17 protein-coding genes and 1 riboswitch are annotated in these 18,826 nt (G+C 39.2%); of the genes, 6 read left to right on the forward strand and 11 right to left on the reverse strand.

Annotated features, from left to right (window positions below):
- Positions 1-20 precede the first annotated feature (20 nt).
- Positions 21-194, reverse strand: a riboswitch (Lysine riboswitch).
- A 147-nt stretch (positions 195-341) separates the two neighbouring features.
- Together AC6UC9_RS00550 and dapF are read left to right on the forward strand one after the other, a co-directional pair.
- A complete protein-coding gene (locus AC6UC9_RS00550) occupies positions 342-1,712 on the forward strand; it encodes an aspartate kinase (protein ID WP_500700810.1) in 1,371 nt (456 codons plus the stop codon).
- An 11-nt stretch (positions 1,713-1,723) separates the two neighbouring features.
- The gene (gene dapF, locus AC6UC9_RS00555; RefSeq protein ID WP_500700811.1) at positions 1,724-2,701 is read left to right on the forward strand and encodes a diaminopimelate epimerase; all 978 of its coding nucleotides are present in this window, start codon (positions 1,724-1,726) and stop codon (positions 2,699-2,701) included.
- Between the two features lie 41 nt (positions 2,702-2,742).
- Here dapF and AC6UC9_RS00560 read toward each other — a convergent pair whose 3' ends face one another.
- Both AC6UC9_RS00560 and AC6UC9_RS00565 read right to left on the reverse strand, forming a co-directional pair.
- Entirely contained in the window at positions 2,743-3,198 is a 456-nt protein-coding gene (locus AC6UC9_RS00560) for a threonine/serine exporter family protein (RefSeq protein WP_500693517.1), read from the reverse strand.
- Between the two features lie 8 nt (positions 3,199-3,206).
- Positions 3,207-3,992 carry a threonine/serine exporter family protein gene (locus AC6UC9_RS00565; RefSeq protein WP_500693516.1) on the reverse strand — a complete coding sequence of 262 codons (786 nt, stop codon included), beginning with the start codon at positions 3,990-3,992 and terminating at the stop codon, positions 3,207-3,209.
- 152 nt (positions 3,993-4,144) lie between these two features.
- Between AC6UC9_RS00565 and AC6UC9_RS00570 the strand changes: the two genes are divergently transcribed.
- Positions 4,145-4,495, forward strand: a complete 351-nt coding sequence (locus tag AC6UC9_RS00570; RefSeq protein WP_500695246.1) for a hypothetical protein — start codon at positions 4,145-4,147, stop codon at positions 4,493-4,495.
- 57 nt (positions 4,496-4,552) lie between these two features.
- On the opposite strand, the gene AC6UC9_RS00575 is transcribed toward AC6UC9_RS00570, so the two are convergent.
- The 9 genes from AC6UC9_RS00575 to helD all read right to left on the reverse strand — a co-directional run bounded on the left by AC6UC9_RS00575 (position 4,553) and on the right by helD (position 14,613).
- Complete coding sequence (locus tag AC6UC9_RS00575; RefSeq protein ID WP_500693514.1) at positions 4,553-5,446, reverse strand: cation diffusion facilitator family transporter; 894 nt, start codon at positions 5,444-5,446, stop codon at positions 4,553-4,555.
- A 22-nt stretch (positions 5,447-5,468) separates the two neighbouring features.
- Positions 5,469-5,909, reverse strand: a complete 441-nt coding sequence (locus tag AC6UC9_RS00580) for a nucleoside 2-deoxyribosyltransferase (RefSeq protein WP_500693513.1) — start codon at positions 5,907-5,909, stop codon at positions 5,469-5,471.
- A 21-nt stretch (positions 5,910-5,930) separates the two neighbouring features.
- Complete coding sequence (locus AC6UC9_RS00585; RefSeq protein ID WP_500693512.1) at positions 5,931-6,332, reverse strand: hypothetical protein; 402 nt, start codon at positions 6,330-6,332, stop codon at positions 5,931-5,933.
- Positions 6,333-6,389: 57 nt separating this feature from the next.
- Complete coding sequence (locus AC6UC9_RS00590; RefSeq protein WP_500700812.1) at positions 6,390-7,274, reverse strand: RluA family pseudouridine synthase; 885 nt, start codon at positions 7,272-7,274, stop codon at positions 6,390-6,392.
- Positions 7,275-7,328: 54 nt separating this feature from the next.
- Positions 7,329-8,516, reverse strand: a complete 1,188-nt coding sequence (locus AC6UC9_RS00595; protein ID WP_500693510.1) for an MFS transporter — start codon at positions 8,514-8,516, stop codon at positions 7,329-7,331.
- 106 nt (positions 8,517-8,622) lie between these two features.
- Positions 8,623-10,785, reverse strand: coding sequence for a heavy metal translocating P-type ATPase (locus AC6UC9_RS00600; RefSeq protein WP_500700813.1), 2,163 nt, complete (start codon positions 10,783-10,785; stop codon positions 8,623-8,625).
- Between the two features lie 14 nt (positions 10,786-10,799).
- Complete coding sequence (locus tag AC6UC9_RS00605) at positions 10,800-11,243, reverse strand: CopY/TcrY family copper transport repressor (protein ID WP_500700814.1); 444 nt, start codon at positions 11,241-11,243, stop codon at positions 10,800-10,802.
- Positions 11,244-11,387: 144 nt separating this feature from the next.
- Positions 11,388-12,302, reverse strand: a complete 915-nt coding sequence (gene coaA / locus AC6UC9_RS00610) for a type I pantothenate kinase (RefSeq protein ID WP_500693508.1) — start codon at positions 12,300-12,302, stop codon at positions 11,388-11,390.
- A 10-nt stretch (positions 12,303-12,312) separates the two neighbouring features.
- Positions 12,313-14,613 carry an RNA polymerase recycling motor HelD gene (gene helD / locus AC6UC9_RS00615; RefSeq protein ID WP_500700815.1) on the reverse strand — a complete coding sequence of 767 codons (2,301 nt, stop codon included), beginning with the start codon at positions 14,611-14,613 and terminating at the stop codon, positions 12,313-12,315.
- A 90-nt stretch (positions 14,614-14,703) separates the two neighbouring features.
- Between helD and AC6UC9_RS00620 the strand changes: the two genes are divergently transcribed.
- The 3 genes from AC6UC9_RS00620 (at position 14,704) to hflX (ending at position 18,684) form a co-directional block, all read left to right on the forward strand.
- Positions 14,704-16,569 (forward strand): cation:proton antiporter domain-containing protein, encoded by a 1,866-nt coding sequence (locus AC6UC9_RS00620; RefSeq protein ID WP_500693506.1) that lies wholly within the window; start codon positions 14,704-14,706, stop codon positions 16,567-16,569.
- Positions 16,570-16,754: 185 nt separating this feature from the next.
- Positions 16,755-17,411, forward strand: a complete 657-nt coding sequence (locus tag AC6UC9_RS00625; RefSeq protein ID WP_500693505.1) for a histidine phosphatase family protein — start codon at positions 16,755-16,757, stop codon at positions 17,409-17,411.
- Between the two features lie 10 nt (positions 17,412-17,421).
- The gene (gene hflX, locus AC6UC9_RS00630) at positions 17,422-18,684 is read left to right on the forward strand and encodes a GTPase HflX (protein ID WP_500700816.1); all 1,263 of its coding nucleotides are present in this window, start codon (positions 17,422-17,424) and stop codon (positions 18,682-18,684) included.
- The last annotated feature ends 142 nt before the right edge of the window (positions 18,685-18,826 follow it).

The raw sequence follows: 18,826 nt of genomic DNA on the forward strand, positions 1-18,826 counted from the left end.
TGACATTATTTGATCAAATATTCTTGAATAGCTCCCCGCAGAATATCTGCGACAGTCCGCGATTTATTAAATCACGTCCCAGCACCAGTGCCACTACTCTGACAGAGTGCTTCGGCAAACAACCCTTTCACTAACTTCTTCGACGAGTAAATCTCCATTAGCTAATCTTGTTACCTGCAACCTCTATTTAAATTTGTTAAAAATATAACCCATTTTGACTTGTTCGTCAATTAATATCATCTAAATTAATAACTATTTCACATATTTTGGATTCCAAGATTGATAAATTAAAAATTAATGCTACAATTCAATTTAATTAAATTCTTAAGGATGAATAATTCATGAAAGTAACCAAATTCGGTGGGAGCTCACTAGCTAACGGAGCCCAATTTCAAAAGGTAATTAATATCATCAAATCAGATCCAGATCGGAAGGCAGTCGTTGTTTCTGCTCCCGGAACTCGCTTCAAAGGTGACGTGAAAGTTACCGACTTATTAATCGAGTATGCTAACAAAGTTCTTAACCATGAAGACTTTTCTGACATTCTTAATCAAATTATTGATCGCTATCAAGAAATTGGTGAATCATTTAACGTTCAGACGAAACAGATTACTCAAATTGTCTCACAGTTAAGAGAATTACCTAATCAATCGTTTCCGGATTCTGCTCATCTAATGAGTACCTTTAAAGCTCAGGGAGAATATCTCAACGCGCAAATGTTGACGATGATTCTAAACCAACTTAAAATTCCCGCAAGGTTTATGGATCCAAAAGAAATTGGTTTTAAAGTCACCGGCGACGTTGCCGATGCGCAAATCAATCCAGTTACCTACGGAAACATCAGAAGATTTCGTGACGTTAAAGAAAAAATGATCTTTCCAGGATTTTTTGGGGTCAATGATGATAATCAAATCGCTACCTTTTCAAGAGGTGGTTCCGATATTACCGGCTCAATCGTAGCTCGTGGGCTTCAAGCTGATCTATACGAAAACTTTACCGATGTCAACGCAATCTATTCGGTTGACCCGAGGGTGGTTAAAAACCCGAAAGCTATCGACGTAATGACTTATAGAGAAATGAGAGAACTCTCGTATGCTGGTTTCTCAGTCTTTCATGATGAAGCCATCATTCCAGCAATTCAGGTCGGAATTCCGATCAACGTGAAAAATACATCGGCCCCTGATTTACCCGGAACCCTGATTGTTCCTGAAAATAAATTTCAACCAACTCGCGTAATTACTGGGGTAGCCAGTGCCAAGCACTTCTCAGCACTGTACATTCATCGCTATCTGCTTAACAAACAAGTAGGTTTTACCCTTAAGATTCTCAAAATTCTGTACAAATACAACGTGTCGTACGAACACATGCCTTCTGGAATTGATGACCTGACCATTATCTTTGATAAGGCCCAACTAAATGACCATATCGTCAAAGAAATTACAAGAGAAATCAAAGATGCCCTTCATCCCGATCAAATTCGTTGGATTAATGACTATGCCATCATCATGATCGTTGGGGAGGGAATGCAGTCTGATAATCACACCATTGAAAAAATCATTCGACCACTAACCGACAATGGCATCTCCATTCACATGATTAATCAAGGAGCTTCCAAGATTTCTGTGATGCTTGGAACTGACATTAAAGATTCAGATAAAGCCGTCAAGCTAATTTACAGAAACTTCTTTGACAACAACCGACTAATTTATTAGGAGACTAAATTATGACTAAATTACTTAAAGTACATGGATCCGAAAATCAATTCTTTATTTTGGATCAAACCGAATTAGACCAAAAACTAACTGACTCGGAACTTAAAAAACTTGCTCAAACCATTTCAGACCCCAAAAATCACATTTTAAACGGCGCCGATGGGGTCTTGGTAGTTGATTCATCAAACCACCCCAATGCACTGGGGAAAATGCGAGTCTTTAACGCCGATGGCAGTGAAGCTTCAATGTGTGGAAACGGACTTCGGACCGTTTCTCGGTACTTGTCACAAAAGTTTGGTCAGGATGCTTTCAAGGTTGAAACCAACGATGCAGATCTAGATGTGACAAAAGAGAGTGACATTGCACCTGGAGTTCCCGCCTTTAGTGTTCAGATCTCACCAATCTCATTTGACGCTAAGAGTCTGCCCCTTGAAAATATCAAAACACCACTGTTAGATCAGCCAGTCAATGATTTCATTTCTGGACTAGATTATTCAGCGGTCGCAGTGCCTAATCCTCATCTCATTAGTTTTATGAGTATGGATCAAGTTAAATCAGACGATTTAGTTAAGCTAGGCAAAATGCTAAACGGAAAAAACAAGTACTTTACGGACGGCGTCAACGTTAATTTTGCTAACGTTATGGATCAAAATGAACTTTTCGTTCGAACCTTCGAACGGGGTGTAGGTCTTACAAATGCCTGTGGGACTGGAATGACGGCCACTAGTCTAATTTATGAAATCTTAACTCATGATTCGGACTTTGACGAAACCGTCAATATTTATAATCCAGGTGGTATGGTAAAAACTCACATAAAACGCAGTGGGGTTCACTACGATCTTCATTTGATTGGAAATGCGACTTTTACTAATGAGTTAAATATTAGTGAAGGTGACCTAAGAAACGCCAACCTCGATAATATTCAAATCACCGATACCGGTGAGGAGCAGGATTATCAAGACTTTGTCAAACAGCTTCAAACTAACTAAAAACCACATTGGTCGCTTGTCAATGTGGTTTTTACTTTCAATTAAGATACGATTCCTTTCAAAAGATGGGTGATGTGAAAGAACAGTTGAATCGCCAACTCGGCTAGTAAGAACCCAATCGCCAACGCTCCTGCAATCATCGCGACTTGCATTAAGTAAACAAACGCTAAGTGCGTGTTGCCCGTTGCAATGTATTTCATAACTTCATACGCCTGTCCACCGGGAACAAGCGGAACTAACGCTGGAATGTTAAAAACGATGATTGGCATTTTTTTGTACCGAGCTGCCAGCATTCCCAAGATCCCAATCGTAAACGCTCCAAAGACGTTTCCACCAACGTAACCACCAAAAATCGAATTGTAGGTTAGGTACACTAAATAGCTGGCAACCCCCACCAATCCACCTAGATTAAGAGCACGCGGTGGCACGTTGATCAAAATTGCAAAACAAAGGGTGGCAACGTAAACTCCAATTATTTTCACTAAAATTTCAATCATAAACACCCCTATCCAAACCACTTCAAAGCAAGTGCCACTCCAAATCCTAAAGCACACGCTCCCATAATGGCTTCCATTGCTCTAGCTGGTCCACTAACAAGGTTGCCAGACATTAAATCTCGGACCGCATTAGTAATTTGGACGCCAGGAACAAGCGGCATCACACTCCCAATAATCATATTATCCACACCACTTCCAAGTCCCAACTTTCGGGCTAGCATGGCTAACATGCCAATTGAAATGGCCGCAGTAAATTCGTTTATAAACTCAACTTTCACGATACGATTCAAATAGTCAAAAATAATCCAACCTAACATCCCAATCAGACAGGTAATAAAGAATACCGAATAATCACCACGAAAAACCACTTCAATGGATCCTGAAAGGACCGCAGCCGCTAACATTTTCATCCAGTACGGAAAATAAGTATCCAGATCACTAACGTGTTGCAATTCTTGATAGAACTGCTCTAACGTTGTCTTGTGTTCCGCAAAGCGTCGCGATAAATCGTTCACAGCCGTGATTTTTCTTAAGTCAAAAGCCCGCTTATCAATCTCAGTAATCTGAGTTTCTGAATTATCATTAACGGAAATCATAATTCCAGTAATCGTAATGTAAGTCTTCAAGTTTGGCATCCCAGCATTTCGTGCGATTCGCTTAATGGTGTCATTAACTCGTGTCATTTCTGACCCATTTTCAATCATGATTTTACCCGCCAACATACAGGTCTTAATGACCAAATCACTATAATTACGAAAACGCGAATCCGGATCCAGTTGATTCTTCCCAAACATGCGACTCACCCCTTTTCTTTAATATTTCTAGCATATCAAAATATAAGTAAAAAATCTCATTGAGTTTTCGTTACAAAAAACTATTTTACGAATGGTATCCAGACAGATATAATTAAATTAGATTTGTAACGGTATCATACAGGAGGAAAAATATGAGTGACAATGTAAAGTTTAGTGATTTAAGTGAGCAGGGCCAAAAAAAGGTTGTTAACGATTTTGTTCCTTTCTACATCAAACTATTTAGGAACAACAACCTGGAAGTTATGAGTACTTTTGACGGTGAATCTGGTGTAATTGCTGATTTAAACCGTGAAATCGTCACTCTGAGTAATAATAGTCCACGAGACGTTGTCGCTGACATCATTGAACTTGACTATGGTGATTTCGCAATCCTTTTAAGTAAATTAAGTCAGACTTACTTTGAAAACGGTAACCCCACCACTGATTGGTCAGAATGGTATGTTAACGAAACCAATAAATTAGATCCAGACAGCACTTTATAGATCACTTTAAAATCACAAAAAAACAGTTTCTTTCTCTAGTAGAAAGAAACTGTTTTTTTATATGTCTTTGCCGTTATCGTAAAATAAATCATCATGTCTTCCCCGGTCAACTTCTGGTTGAATCGTGACATGGTCAATGTGATACTTACTCTTCAATAATTTATTAATCTTATCGTAAATTAATTGGACCTGATCTAAGGGCATATTTTTCATATTAACGTGAGCCGAAAAAACGATGCTGTTTTCATCCACCATCATCGCATGCACGTGGTGAACACCAGTCACCCCATCAATTTTTAATAGATCTTTTTTAATGGCAGCGTAATTCAGTTTGGGTGCACTTTCCATCAAAATCCCCACCGTTTTCCTAATGATGGGCCAACTCTCCCACATAATGTAAAGTGCCACTAGGATGGTCACAATTGGATCCACAATTGTCCAATTCAAGAAAGCAATTAAGATTCCACCAATAATAATTCCAAGCGATGACAACGAATCACTCAACAAGTGGAGGTAGGTGGCTCTCATGTTCAAGTTGTGCTTAGCGCCTTTATTTAACAAAAAAGCAGAAAAGAAGTTGGCCACAGTTCCGACAACTGCAACCACCAGCATTACTGGCCCATTAATTGTTTCTGGATGTGAAATTCGCTTAACAGCTTCAATAATCAAAAAAAGCGAAATTAAAATCAAAAACAATGAATTCAAGAACGCCGAAATAATTTCAGCTCGTTTAAAGCCATAAGTGTTCTGTTTGGTTTGTTGTTTTTTACTTATTCGATGAGCAATATAGCTCAATACAATTGAAATGGAATCCCCCAAATTATGGAAGGCGTCCGAAAGAAGTGACAAACTTCCCGAAAAGATCCCACCCAAAAATTCAAGAATCGTAATGACTGCATTTAATACCGTTACTTCGAAAAATCTCATTCCAGATAATTGATCATTATTCATAATCTTTCTCCTTTAATTCGACTTAAAAAATGTTCCCTGTATAGTGACTCTCTGGCATCTTAGTAAAATCATAAGCCTGGAGTTGCTCGCCGTTTTTCAGGTAAGCATGCAAACTTTCTGAGATCATTAGGTTAAGTGGTTCATCCTTTTGCTGAAAGACCACAACGGGCTTTCCCATTTGAACCCCCGCACCAATCTCATACGCAGTACCACTATCAACATTACTACCACCAAAATCAACCACAGCCACCACTGCTTTAGCTGCTTCTAGATTTTCCATGTCACGATGATAGATCTCGTTCGCCCATGGAAGGGTAAACTGTTCATTTTCAGCGTCCTGATGTTTACGTGGTGAATAAAAATCAGTCACCGTTGGATTTGCCTCTAATGCGTGTTCAACAACTTCAATTCTTTGAATTTGTTCGTTACTAAAAAATGGACTTGCTAAATAAATTTGGGCCATGTTAACTCTCCTATTTTCTGTTTAGTCTTCTACCATTCGCCATTCACCCTCACCAGCTTTTGAAATTAAATTCAAAAAGTGAAGAGCTTCTTTCGCTTGGTCCTGATCGTGTTTATATAATTCGTTTAATCCGGCACCCGTATTAACTGGTCGTGACAGATCAAACTGACCTTTTTTACCAGACTGACCAGTTGCCATTGCTACCACAATCTCGCCACTATTAACCCTGGTAACAATGAAGAAAATGGTAAAATCATCGTCTTTTTTCATGTAAGCAGGCATTGCCCAAATGTCGTCAGCAATTTGCTGCATCTCATAATCTTTGAACTTATAGTCAAGGTGATTCTTCTCATTCACCGGTTTATTAAGTACAAACATCATTTTATCAAAGGATTTTTCACCTAACTGGATGTTATCTTCCACGGAACATTCTCCTTACTTTACTAACTTTATTGTAGCAAATTTTAAAAAATTTACATACTAATTTTTGGAAATTACCTTTTCCATATCATCAGGCAACTTGGCTTCAAAATTTAACTGCCGTCCTTGAAACGGATCAAAGAAAGAAAGCGTAAAAGCATGTAACGCCTGGCGTTTAATTCCCCGATCAAGTGGACCATGATAAAGTTCATCACCAAGCAGCCGGTGACCAATCGATGTCATGTGAACCCGAATCTGATGGGTACGCCCAGTGTGAAGTTTAATTTCTAATAGTGATGCATCACTTAAGTCTTTTTTAACCCAGTATTCCGTCTGTGCGGCCTTTCCCGACGTAGTCACTTGTCTCGCAAAGTTATCACCAATTCGCCCAATTGGCTGGTCAATGAGCCCGTGCTTTTGTGTCATTTTGCCAGAAACGATTGCTAGGTATCGCTTATCAATTTCATGACGATTCAGCTCTTCATTGGCATAACTATTTGCCAAACGATTTTTAGCAACTAAGACCACTCCACTAGTAAACCGATCCAAACGTGTAATAATGTGCGGTCGTAAATTTGCGGCCTCTTCGTTTATTAAATAGCCCTTAATCCGATTCACCAGTGTATCGGATTGGTTGCTTGGGCCTGGAACAGACGTTAACCCAGCTTCTTTATTAACCACTAGCCAATTCTCATCTTCGTAAATTACATTAATTGGTTCAAAACTAACCGCAATTCGTGGATCAGATAATTCATTTGGGAGAAAGACAGAGACGACATCATCAAAAGCAACGTTAACCGATGGCTTGACGGTCTTAGCATTAATCTTAAAAGCATTTTTCGCTCGCTTTAAGTCTGCATACATCCGATGACTAATCCCATGTTGACTCAAAAAGGCCTTGAGCGATATGGGACTAGTATGAGAACTTTTAAAATTAACTTTCATGGTTTTTTGCTCCTTTGACCAAAATAAATAAGGCGATGCATCAAATGCACTGCCCTAATTAAATATTTTTCTGCGTAAAAATTTAATATCCCATACACCAACGGCTCCCATAGCTAGTAGAATAATTCCACAAACCACAAAGGTTAATGCGGGCTTATTGGAACTAAATACCGAATCAATCCCACCTAAAGCAATCGGTGCTAAAAAGATTCCACAATTACTACCAATCAACAAGATGGAAGTGGTTAAGTTCAGAGTTCCTTTGGATGAAATTTCAGTCGCAATGTTTAAAATGTAGGAAACCACAATCGCATCAAGAAAAGTTACTAGGAAAAAGCCAAGCGCCGCACTAAAGAACGAGTGTGATAACCCAATCCATAGCTGACAAAATCCACTAGCAATAATTCCGACGGGCAATAAATATTTCTTCAACTTCATCAGTGCCATACTGAAGACTATACCACCAACTAAACCAAAGATTGGCGCAATACTGATAACAACCGCTGACTGTTGTGTGGAACCAATCCCGGTTCCTTCAATAAATTCAGCAATTCGAACGGTGGCACCCACATACGTAATTTGATATCCAGCAAGTAGCATGGTCCAGAAAAGAACATCAGTATTAATCTTTGGAAAGTATTTGTTTTTTCGTTCCGCTTGATAATGTTCCACTTTTGGTGGTGACGGAACAAAGAAGAAAAACAAGATGGCAACCGGAAATGCCAAGGTATAAATTAGAAAAGCACTATGCCAACCAAAATCAACCAGTAATGCACCAGCAACGTACGCTGAAATGGCATTACCCAACATCTCAAATCCACTTCTAACTCCCATCAGTTGATTCTTTTCTTTTCCCTTAAAGAAGGTTCCAATCAGACTAACGGCCAGTCCATTCAACAAACCAAGTCCAATTCCAAAAGCAAATCGTGAAATAAGCATTACATAATAATTAGTAACAAAAATAGGAATCACTCCAGCGATTCCGCTGACCAGCAACCCGAGTATAACGGTTCTTTTGGCACCAATCTTTTTAGCAATCCAACTACTTCCAAGCAGGAAGATGATCACTGCTAAAGCTGGCATGGTGGCAATTAACTCAATACTTGAATATGAATGCCCTGGAAATGCACGCTGCCATTGTGGTACTTCCGCTGAAACTGACAGTGATGACGCTAAAACTAACGAAACCGCCAACAACGAAAACTTCATCATCGGGGAATACTTTTTCTTTTGTTGATCCATGAACACCCACCATCCCTTGTTACTTAATTTATTACTTAATGGATCGATTATACAAAAAAAGAGTGGCAAATGAAAGCCACTCTTGCTTAATCGACTAATTAATTGTTTATTCTTTAATCTTTCCCATATGAAGGGTGAAAGCATTCACAGCCACAATGATGGTTGAAGCTGACATAATCAAGGCCCCAACGGCTGGCGAAAGGATAATTCCAATTGGAGCTAAGATCCCAGCAGCAAGTGGCATTGCAATGATATTGTAGCCAGCTCCCCACCAGAGGTTCTCAACCATTTTCCGGTTAGTTGCTCTGGCAAGGTCTAAGAAGTCAATGATATCTTCTGGATCACTTCTAACCAGTACAACGTCAGCCGATTCGATGGCAATGTCGGTTCCAGCACCGATGGCCACTCCAATGTTAGCACGTGATAAACTCGGAGCATCGTTGATACCGTCACCAACCATCATGACATCATTACCCTTATTCTGATACTCTTTGATGATTTCTTCCTTATTTTGTGGAAGTAGTTCGGACCGATAATCAATATCACCCAATTGATGAGCAACTCGTTTAGCAGCCAAGTCATTATCACCAGTGAGCATTACGGGGGTAATGTTCATTCTTCTAAGTGCCTTAATTAAGTCGATTGACTTAGGACGAAGAACATCTCCTTGGGCAATCACCCCAAGTACCTTATCATCACTTACCAAGTAACTAATCGAATTACCTTGACTAGCAAGATTATCAAATTGTTTATGATCGTAGTCCATGTGATTATCAGTTAGATACTTAGCCGTCACAATCTTATACTCTTTTCCGTCAATTTGTCCCGTTAGTCCAACTCCCTGAATGGCTTGGACGTTCTTGGCTGGGACGACGGAAACTTGCTCCTTTTTAGCCTTGGCTAGAATTCCAGCTGCTAGAGGATGACTAGAATTAGCTTCAAGATCAGCAAATTTAGTCAAAAGTTCTTCGTTACTCATATCGGAATCAGAGATTACATCATTGACTTGAAAGACTCCTTCAGTCAGAGTCCCAGTCTTATCCATAAAGACGTAATCCAAACGTTTAACCTCTTCAATTGACTGACGATTTCTGATTAACAGTCCATTCTGAGCGGCAATTGAGGTACTTCTAGCTACGACTAGTGGGATGGCTAAACCTAAAGCATGGGGACATGCGATAACCAGGACCGTAATCATTCGTTGCAGTCCATAACTTAATCCGCTTAAAATCGTCCAAACGACCAATGCTAAAATTCCAATGATCAGGGCGCCATAGAACAACCAGCGCGAAACCTTGTCAGCTAACGTCTCCGCTTTTGATTTTTCCTTTTGAGCAGCTTGCACCATTTTAATAACTTGAGCTAGGTATCCATCTTTAGCAGTGGCGGTAACTTTGACTTGCATACTACCATCACCGTTGACGGATCCACCAATTACTTTACTTCCCTTTTTCTTAGTCACTGCCTTCGATTCACCAGTTACTAAGGCTTCGTTTACAGCACTAGTTCCAGAATCAACCACGCCGTCAGCTGGAACTTTTTCACCCGGTTGAACCAAAACAATGTCGCCAGCTTTTAACTGGTCTAGTTGAATATCCTTAGTTTCTCCGTTAGATTTAACCAAATGGGCTGTGCTTGGAAGTAGTGCAGCCATCTTTTTAAGAGCATCGCCAGCATTCATGACCGCATCCATTTCAATCCAGTGACCTAGTAGCATAATGACAATCAAGCTTGCTAGTTCCCAGAAGAAATTCATCACATGACCGTTTGGATTAATGAAGGTATTCATAATAAAAGCATACAAACTATAAAAGTACGAAGCTGAAATACCTAGTGTAATCAACGTCATCATTGCTGGAGCATGACTTTTCAACTCATTTTTGGCTCCACTAAAGAATGGTTGACCACCATAAAAGAACAGAATGGTTGAAAGAATCATTACAATCCAATCAGACCCCGGAAAGGTAATCTGAAACGGCAACTTCATCCCCATAAACGGAGAAAGTAATAAGATGGGAATCGTAATAATCAATGAAATCCAAAAGCGCCGTTTGAAGTTTCCCATGTTCATCATGTGGCCGCCGCCCATATCCATTGAACCGTTTCCCATGTTCATAGAACCATGATCCATTTTCATTTTAGAATTACCCTTCATGTTCATTTGACTATTATCATTGTCTTTGGGGTTCATATTTTTCATATTATGGTTATCATGATTCATATTCATTTTCCCCATTGAATCATGTTTTCCATTGTCCATATCCTTCATTAAAAAGCTCCTCTCTATTGACAATCCATACTCATATCGCCTGGTAAACAGTTACAATCCACTTTATCGGGGGCGGTTTTTAGCTTTTGTCTCAAAACTTCACCCAACTTGTGAATATCACTCTTACTAATCTTACTTTGGTTAATCAAATCCATAATGGTCTGGCCCTTACGCATGTCGCACATTTGTTCAAAAAGTTCTTCAGCACTTAGATTCATCGCATTCTGTTCGTTAACAGTGGGCGAATAAACGAAATAGCGTCCTTTTTTAAACCGAGTCAACAATCCCTTCTTAACCAATCGACTAAGTAACGTTTTAATCGTTGACTCTTTCCAATCACGTTTTTTCGCAATCGTATCAATTATTTTTCGTGATGAACTATCTCCCATCGTCCAAATCAACCGCATAATTTGCCATTCAGCGGGCGTAATTTCTTCAATTTTTTTGGTTTGATCCAAATAATTCACCTCCAATTCATGGTTTACATCTGTAAATTCAATTTTAATCATAATCTACATTTGTAAACTTTGCAACCATTTAATCTATTTCTCAATAAAAAATCGCTCAATCATTGAATTATAACGATCGAGCGATTTTTTATTTTAATATTTCCTAAGATAAACTTTATCAACGATGTGCCCTACACCCTTATGAATAATAAGGTTGGCTCTTTCACGTGTTGGTAAAATGTACTCCTTTAAGTTCGGTAAATTGACGGTTTTCCAAACGTTTCCCGCCATTTTAACCGCCTGTTCTGGCTCCTCTTTTGCGTACTTATAGTAATAATTAGTTGGATCCTGAAAAGCCGTTTTCATTAACTTCTTAAAGCGATTAAGGTACCAAGTCTCAATCAGATCTGGATTAGCATCGATATAGATCGAAAAATCAGTAAAATCACCAATATAGAGTTTTTGATGATCAGGAATTTGAAGCGTGTTAATTCCTTCAATGATTAAAATGTCGGGATTAGTGATGACATCATAACGATGAGGAATAATGTCATACGTTTGATGAGAGTAAACTGGTGCTTTTACTTCTTTCACGCCGGCTTTAATCTTAACCAAAAACTGAATCAATGATTCCATGTCATAGCTTTCAGGAAACCCCTTACGATCAAGAATGCCCTTTTCTTTTAAGACCTTAGTTGGATACAAAAAACCATCAGTCGTGATTAGTTGCGTTTTCATTTCTGGTAATAAATCGGTAAAAAGGTATTGAAGCAAACGCGCTGCGGTTGATTTCCCCACAGCCACACTTCCCGAAATTCCGATGATAAATGGAATTTTAGGCGTTTTACGTTTTAGAAAATCACTTTCAGTAAGCTCCCAATCTTGGTAATGCTTAGAAGCCAGTTCTAATAAGCGTACCAATGGCATGTAAATATCAGAAACATCGTCAAGTGAGATCTGATCATTAAAGGCCTTTAATCTTTCCAAATTAGCCTGTGTAATTGGAGCAGATTCATTTGGATAAAACTGTTTCCATTCATTTTTACTAAATTCATAGAAATCCTTCAACAAAACTCACCTACTTGGTTACTAAATCATACTCATCTTTTGGGACGTCCTTAAACGTTGGTGATAACTCCCCAACTGAAATCACGTCCAGGCGGTGCATAGCACGACTACAAATTGTGTACACTAACTGGTCATCACGCTCCGTTGGATATTCTTCTTTAGAACCATTCCACATTACAACGGCGTCAAACTCAAGTCCCTTAGCTAGATAGGCCGGAACAACAATAACACCCTTGACCAACCGCTGATTTTCGGTTTGAATCAACGTGGATTTAATCCCATCTTTTTTTAGCTCATCATGAACTCGTCGACACTCGTCTAACGATTTAGCAATGACGGCCGTGGTATCACTCGCCTGATCATTTACCTGAATCGTATTCTTTAAAACGTTTATTCCCTTATTAAAATCTTTGACAACGTTAACTTTAGGAAGTTCACCACTTCTAGCAAACGACTGGATCTTACTGCCATCTGGGATCAAATGCTTGGTAAAATCAGTGATTTGTTCAGTTGAACGATAAGACTTATTAAGTTCGATTACCTTGGTCTTCTCAGGATCAAACATCGTCTTCATTTCCCGCAAAAGGCTGTTACTACTCTCATGCGTGAAGATCGCTTGGTTGAGGTCTCCCAGTAAAGTAAACTTAGCCCTTGGAAAATTAAACTTGAGGTAAGCCAACTGAAAGGGGGTATAGTCTTGAACTTCATCGACAAACAAATAACGCATGTGAATATCAGGACGTTTCCCAGATATTAAATCATACAAATAAAGATAAATTGAAATATCAGCATCACTAATTTTGCCATTCTTTAATCGTTCAATTGATTTTTCAACCCCGTCATTCCATTCTTGTTCATCAATTCCATACTTGCTCAAGTCGGTAATTCTAGGAACGTTTCTGATTAGATTAACGAACTGACGATTGATACTAACAAATCGACCGCGAGTAATGGCCTTTCTAACGTTTCTAAAAGCGTTTTGGACAATCTTTTTAGCCAAAAAGTTATATTCCTTATCGGGATTATCCATACTTTCGCCATATTTAGCGTAAATTGCCTGAAGTTGTTGGTGGTCAAGTCCTTCAATGGTTTCTTCGACCCACTTCTTTTTCATCTCACTCCCAATGTGACGATTTAAAATCTTATTAAGTTCTTCCTTGGTAGCTTCCAAACGATTCCGTAAGTTATAGTTTTCGTTAAAACGATAGTAGATTTCACTAATATCTTCCTTTGAAATAAAGACATTATCTTCAAATTTAATGTCTTTAAACTGAAAGTTTTCCTTATTTAAATGGTGAGCGTACTTTCCAACTAGATCAAAGAAATCCAAGCTATTTTTGAAGTTAACCACCTTTTGTTGGTGTTTTTCATGAGTTTCGACAAAACGTTCACCAATGGTTTCAACCTCCAAGTGGGGAACTCGTCGGTTGGTGTATTGATAGTACGTCATCTGAACCATATTTTGTTCCCCCAACTCGGGTAAGACTTCATTAATGTAGTCATTAAAAAGTTGGTTGGGGGAAAATAAAATTACCTGTCCAGAATTCAAATTACCACGATAACGATAAAGTAAGTATGCAATTCGTTGCAAAACAGCAGCCGTTTTTCCTGACCCGGCCGCTCCTTGAACAAAAAGCAAATCAGAATCAGTATCACGAATGATCTGGTTCTGCTCTTTTTGAATCGTGGTAACGATGCTCTTCATTTTGGTATCAGACTGATGACTGAGATTTTCTAGAAGTAAGTTGTCTCCAAGGGCTTCGTCTGTATCAAAGATGGTTTCAATCTTACCGTTCTTGATCTCAATCTGTCGCTTTAACTTGACGTCAACCTTTTGGGGACCAGCCGGTGAATCATACGTCATTTCACCAATTCCACTATCATAGTAAATACTGGAAATAGGTGCCCGCCAGTCGTACACCAGATAATCGTCAGGATTATCGGTAAATGACGCTAGGCCAATGTAAATGGTTTCAGTGTGTTTCTCGCCTTCTTCGTGAAAATCAATTCGAGCAAAGTAGGGATTTTGATCCAGCCGTTTTAGCGTATCAAGATCCCTTGCGGCGTTCTTCCAGCGATTCTCACGTTCCGAAAGTAATTGCTGTTGCTGTCTAACCGAGACACCCGTCTCCATCTGTCCACTATATGTACTTGTCTTTAAACGAACATCGTTAAAAAAGTTCTTTTGGATTTCCGATTGGTCACCCTTCGCTTTTTTAATTTTTTTAGCAGCATCGACCTCTGCCATTTCAATTTTGCTTTCAACAAAATCAAGGTGTTTCTGTTCTTCATCTTTAATTGAATTTTCCAACGGATAATCCCTCCTGCTTGCTAAACTTGATTAAATATTCTAACATATTAACTCAACTGAACAAAATATATAAACCAAGGTGATCGTAATATGGACTCAATCTCATTAGTAATTGTTCTACTTGCGGCCCTAATAACTCCATTAGTGATGGCACGATTCCATATTTCAATGCTGCCAACCGCAGTCGTTGAAATTTTAGTTGGAATCATATTAGGACCCAGTTTATTCAACATCGTTTCCGACTCAAACATTTTATCCATTCTTTCCAAGATTGGTGTGATCGTTCTGCTGTTTTTGAGTGGAATGGAAATCGATTTTTCCTTATTTAAACCCAAAAACAAAAATCCCAGTGAACTAGAAAAAAAATCAAGCAAAACTGCTCCACGATTTTCATCCGTTCAACTAGCCTTTATGGGGTATGCAACGGTTATCATTCTAGCATTAATCCTAGGATACTTCTGTAAACTAACTGGACTATTCAGTGACTTCTGGTTAGCTTCAATCTTGTTTGCTACCATTTCACTTGGTGTTGTCATCGCAGCCTTAAAGGAAAAAGACGTCACTGGAAGCGCCTTTGGCCAAACCATCCTGTTAATTGCTGCCCTTGGTGAAGTTTTACCGATCTTCGCCCTGACGATCTACGCCTCGGTATTTGGATCCGACAGTAAGTCACTATGGCTCATCCTGATTCTATTTGTGGTAGCGGGCTTTTTATTGTGGTGGTTTAAACGTTTCTTCAAGGTTTCAGACCAAATCAATAAATCAACCACTCAGATTGACATTCGGCTAGCCTTCTTCATCATCGTTTTACTATCAACGATTGCCGTCTTTGTTGGATCAGAGGACATCTTAGGGGCATTCATCGGTGGAATGGTCTATAAATTACTACAACCATCCGAAACCACGAAAGATCGATTGGATTCAATCGGATATGGGCTCTTCATTCCGGTCTTCTTTATCATGAGTGGTGTTGGTTTGAATGTCAAAGAGTTGCTGTCAAACCCAGCGACTTTGGTTCTAATCCCTGTTTTCTTTGCTAGTTACATCATCGCGAAGTTGGGACTTTATCCCATCTTTAGGTTACGTTTCAATAAGCAAAACTCACTGGCTGGAATGGCCCTTCCGAGTGCAACCATCACCATGGTTCTTGCAATTCTCCAAGTTGCTAAGGGGATGAAAGTGATCACATCTCAACAATCGGGGGCATTTTTGCTTGCAGCGATTATCACCTGTATCATTGGCCCACTGGTCTTTAACAAGGCCTTTAAAGTCGAACCAGAAACCTATCCTAAGATTAAGGTTAATTTCTTTGGGGTTAACTTAACTACCATCCCAGTCGCTCAACAACTTTCAACTGGGTGGTACGACGTTAACGTATACACTGATAATCAGGAGCACTACCGCTCCTATAACAGTCAGGCTAACGTTCATCTTGTTTCTAAGCTTGACCCAAGATTTTTAATTGACAACGGCTATTTTGACTGCGATATCGTCGTTATGGCCTACTTTGATTCAGAGAAAAGTTACGAATTGGCCAAGTCGGCTAAAAAATATGGCGTCAAACGGGTTATCGCTCGTTTTGAAAATCGCGATGTCCTTGATAAGCATCAAGATGAACTACTTTCTCTAGGAGTTGAGATATATAACAACCTTGCCGTTAATATTGCCATGCTAAGAGAGTTGATTGAGGTCCCGTCAACATTTAAGATGATTGAATCTAACGAATCAGTTCTCCATGAAGTTAAACTAACTAATCCGAGTTTGGCTAACATAGCAGTCAAAGACCTTCCCTTTAGTAGTGACATTACTATTAACGAAATCTTTCGCGACCATAAACTACTTCACCCGACCGGTGAGACGATCCTAAGATTAGGTGATCAAATTATTTTCTCCGCCCAAAAGGGAACTGGAATTCAAATCAGAAGTGATTTTAACCCGGAAGCATCACAAAATTAAATTAATTAATCCACTGACTAAGATGATGTCAGTGGATTTTTTATCTGGTTCATGATGATTTACGCAAAACAATATAATGATTATTTCAAATGATTACTAAATTATACCAATTCCACCCGTCCCGTTTATCTTGGACGTTAAAATATGCTAGAATTAAGCAACTAGTGAATCAGGGGGAAATAAAAATGACTTCAATCAATTTATATTTTGTCAGACACGGCCAAACATATTTGAATCGTTACCATCGTTTACAGGGATGGGCAGACTCAGCTTTAACCGATAAGGGAATCACCGATGCAATCGATGCTGGAAAACACCTTAATAAGGTTGATTTCAACAAGGCATATAGTAGTGATACCAAAAGGGCCCGTGACACCGCCGAACTAATCCTAAAGGAAAATCCATCAGGACTAGTTGAACCGATCGAAATGGAAAACCTCAGAGAAGAGAATTTTGGATACTTTGAGGGCAATGACATGGGACAAGTTTGGCACATCATTGGGGGGCCGTCTGGCGCTGATTCATACAGTCAAATGATCGCCACTTATACGATGGAAAAGACCCGCGACATGATTGCTGACGCCGATCCATACGGGGATGCCGAAAATGATTCACAGTTTTGGAAACGAGTTCAAACTGGGCTGGACGAAATCGTTAACAACGCTGAAGATGGTGATGATATTCTCATTACTGCTCATGGAACTCTCATTCGAAGTATCGTTAGTCGTTTTAGTGACATCGATATTAGTGAACCCATTCAGAATGGCAGCGTCACTAAAGTTGATTATAAAGATGGCGATTATATTATCAAATACTATAACAACATTTCAGATCCAGTCTAAAGGAGTATAAATGATCGACAACTTTACTGATGTAATTACAATTGGTTTAGATTTAAATGATGCTAATTTTCAGTACTCAATGGAGGAACTTAACAACTTAGTCACCGCGAACAACATGCATAGCGTTGAAACCGTGACCCAAAAATTGGATCACCCTGATCCAGCAACCTACTTCGGCAAAGGTAAGGTTGAATTTCTAGAACAACTCGTCAAAACGTCTGGGACAGATATCATTGTGGCAAACGATGAACTCAGTCCTAGTCAAATTCGAAACCTTGAAAAATTAACCAACGCTAAAATCATTGACCGAACTGGGCTAATTTTGGAGATCTTCGCCAATCGAGCTCGTTCTCGTGAAGCCAAGTTACAGGTCCAGCTTGCCAAACTAAACTATCAACTCCCAAGGCTCCGTACTAGTGCTAGTCAACGATTAGACCAACAGTCTGCTGGTGGCGGACTAGCTAACCGTGGTGCGGGTGAAACCCAAATTGAATTGAATCGTCGAACCATTCAACATCAAATCACGCACGTTCGTCACGAATTAAAGGAAATTGACAAATCATACGACACTCAAAGTAAAAAGCGCAAACAAAACGATTTGAAAACCATTGCTCTTGTTGGTTACACCAACGCGGGCAAATCCACGATTATGAATCAACTGGTAAAACGATTTGGTGAAAACGAGGAGAAAGAAGTTACCGTTAAAAAAATGCTATTTGCCACCTTAGACACCAGCGTGCGAAAGATTGAGCTACCAAACCATAAACGTTTCCTTGCAACCGACACGGTTGGTTTTGTCAGTCAACTTCCGCATCAACTAATTCAAGCCTTTAAATCAACTTTAAAAGAGGCAAGCAACGCTGATATCTTGGTACAGGTAGTTGACTACTCTGACCCAAATCAAGAACTAATGATGCAAACTACTGAAAAAACTCTAAGAGAAATCGGGGTCCCCGACATTAACATGATTAAGGTCTTTAATAAGGCTGATAAGAGTGGAGAAAATTATCCCGTTCGTGAAGGCAATAACATCATCATGTCAGCTCTTGACCCTGATTCAATTAATTTATTAATCGACATAATTTCTCAAAACTTGTTTAAAGATTACGTCAAAAAGACGTACCTCATCCCTTTCAGTAGTGGCCAAGTAGTTTCGGACCTAAATGAAAACGAAACGGTCTATCAGACTGACTACACCGATCAGGGAACGAGGTTGAAAGTTGAACTTCCCGAAACATCGGCCAAAAAATACCAAAAATACGAAGTTAATTAATAAAATTACATTGACATTTAATATGGATCGCGGTTAAATGGTCCTATACTAATTTAAGAGAACAATATTTAAAGAAACCGCCCAAGAGAAGCCGACGTTATTCTGGAAGTTGGCTGACTAATCTTTATTTAACCACCTCTTA

This window comes from Fructilactobacillus sp. X7R4C1, assembly GCF_059901115.1.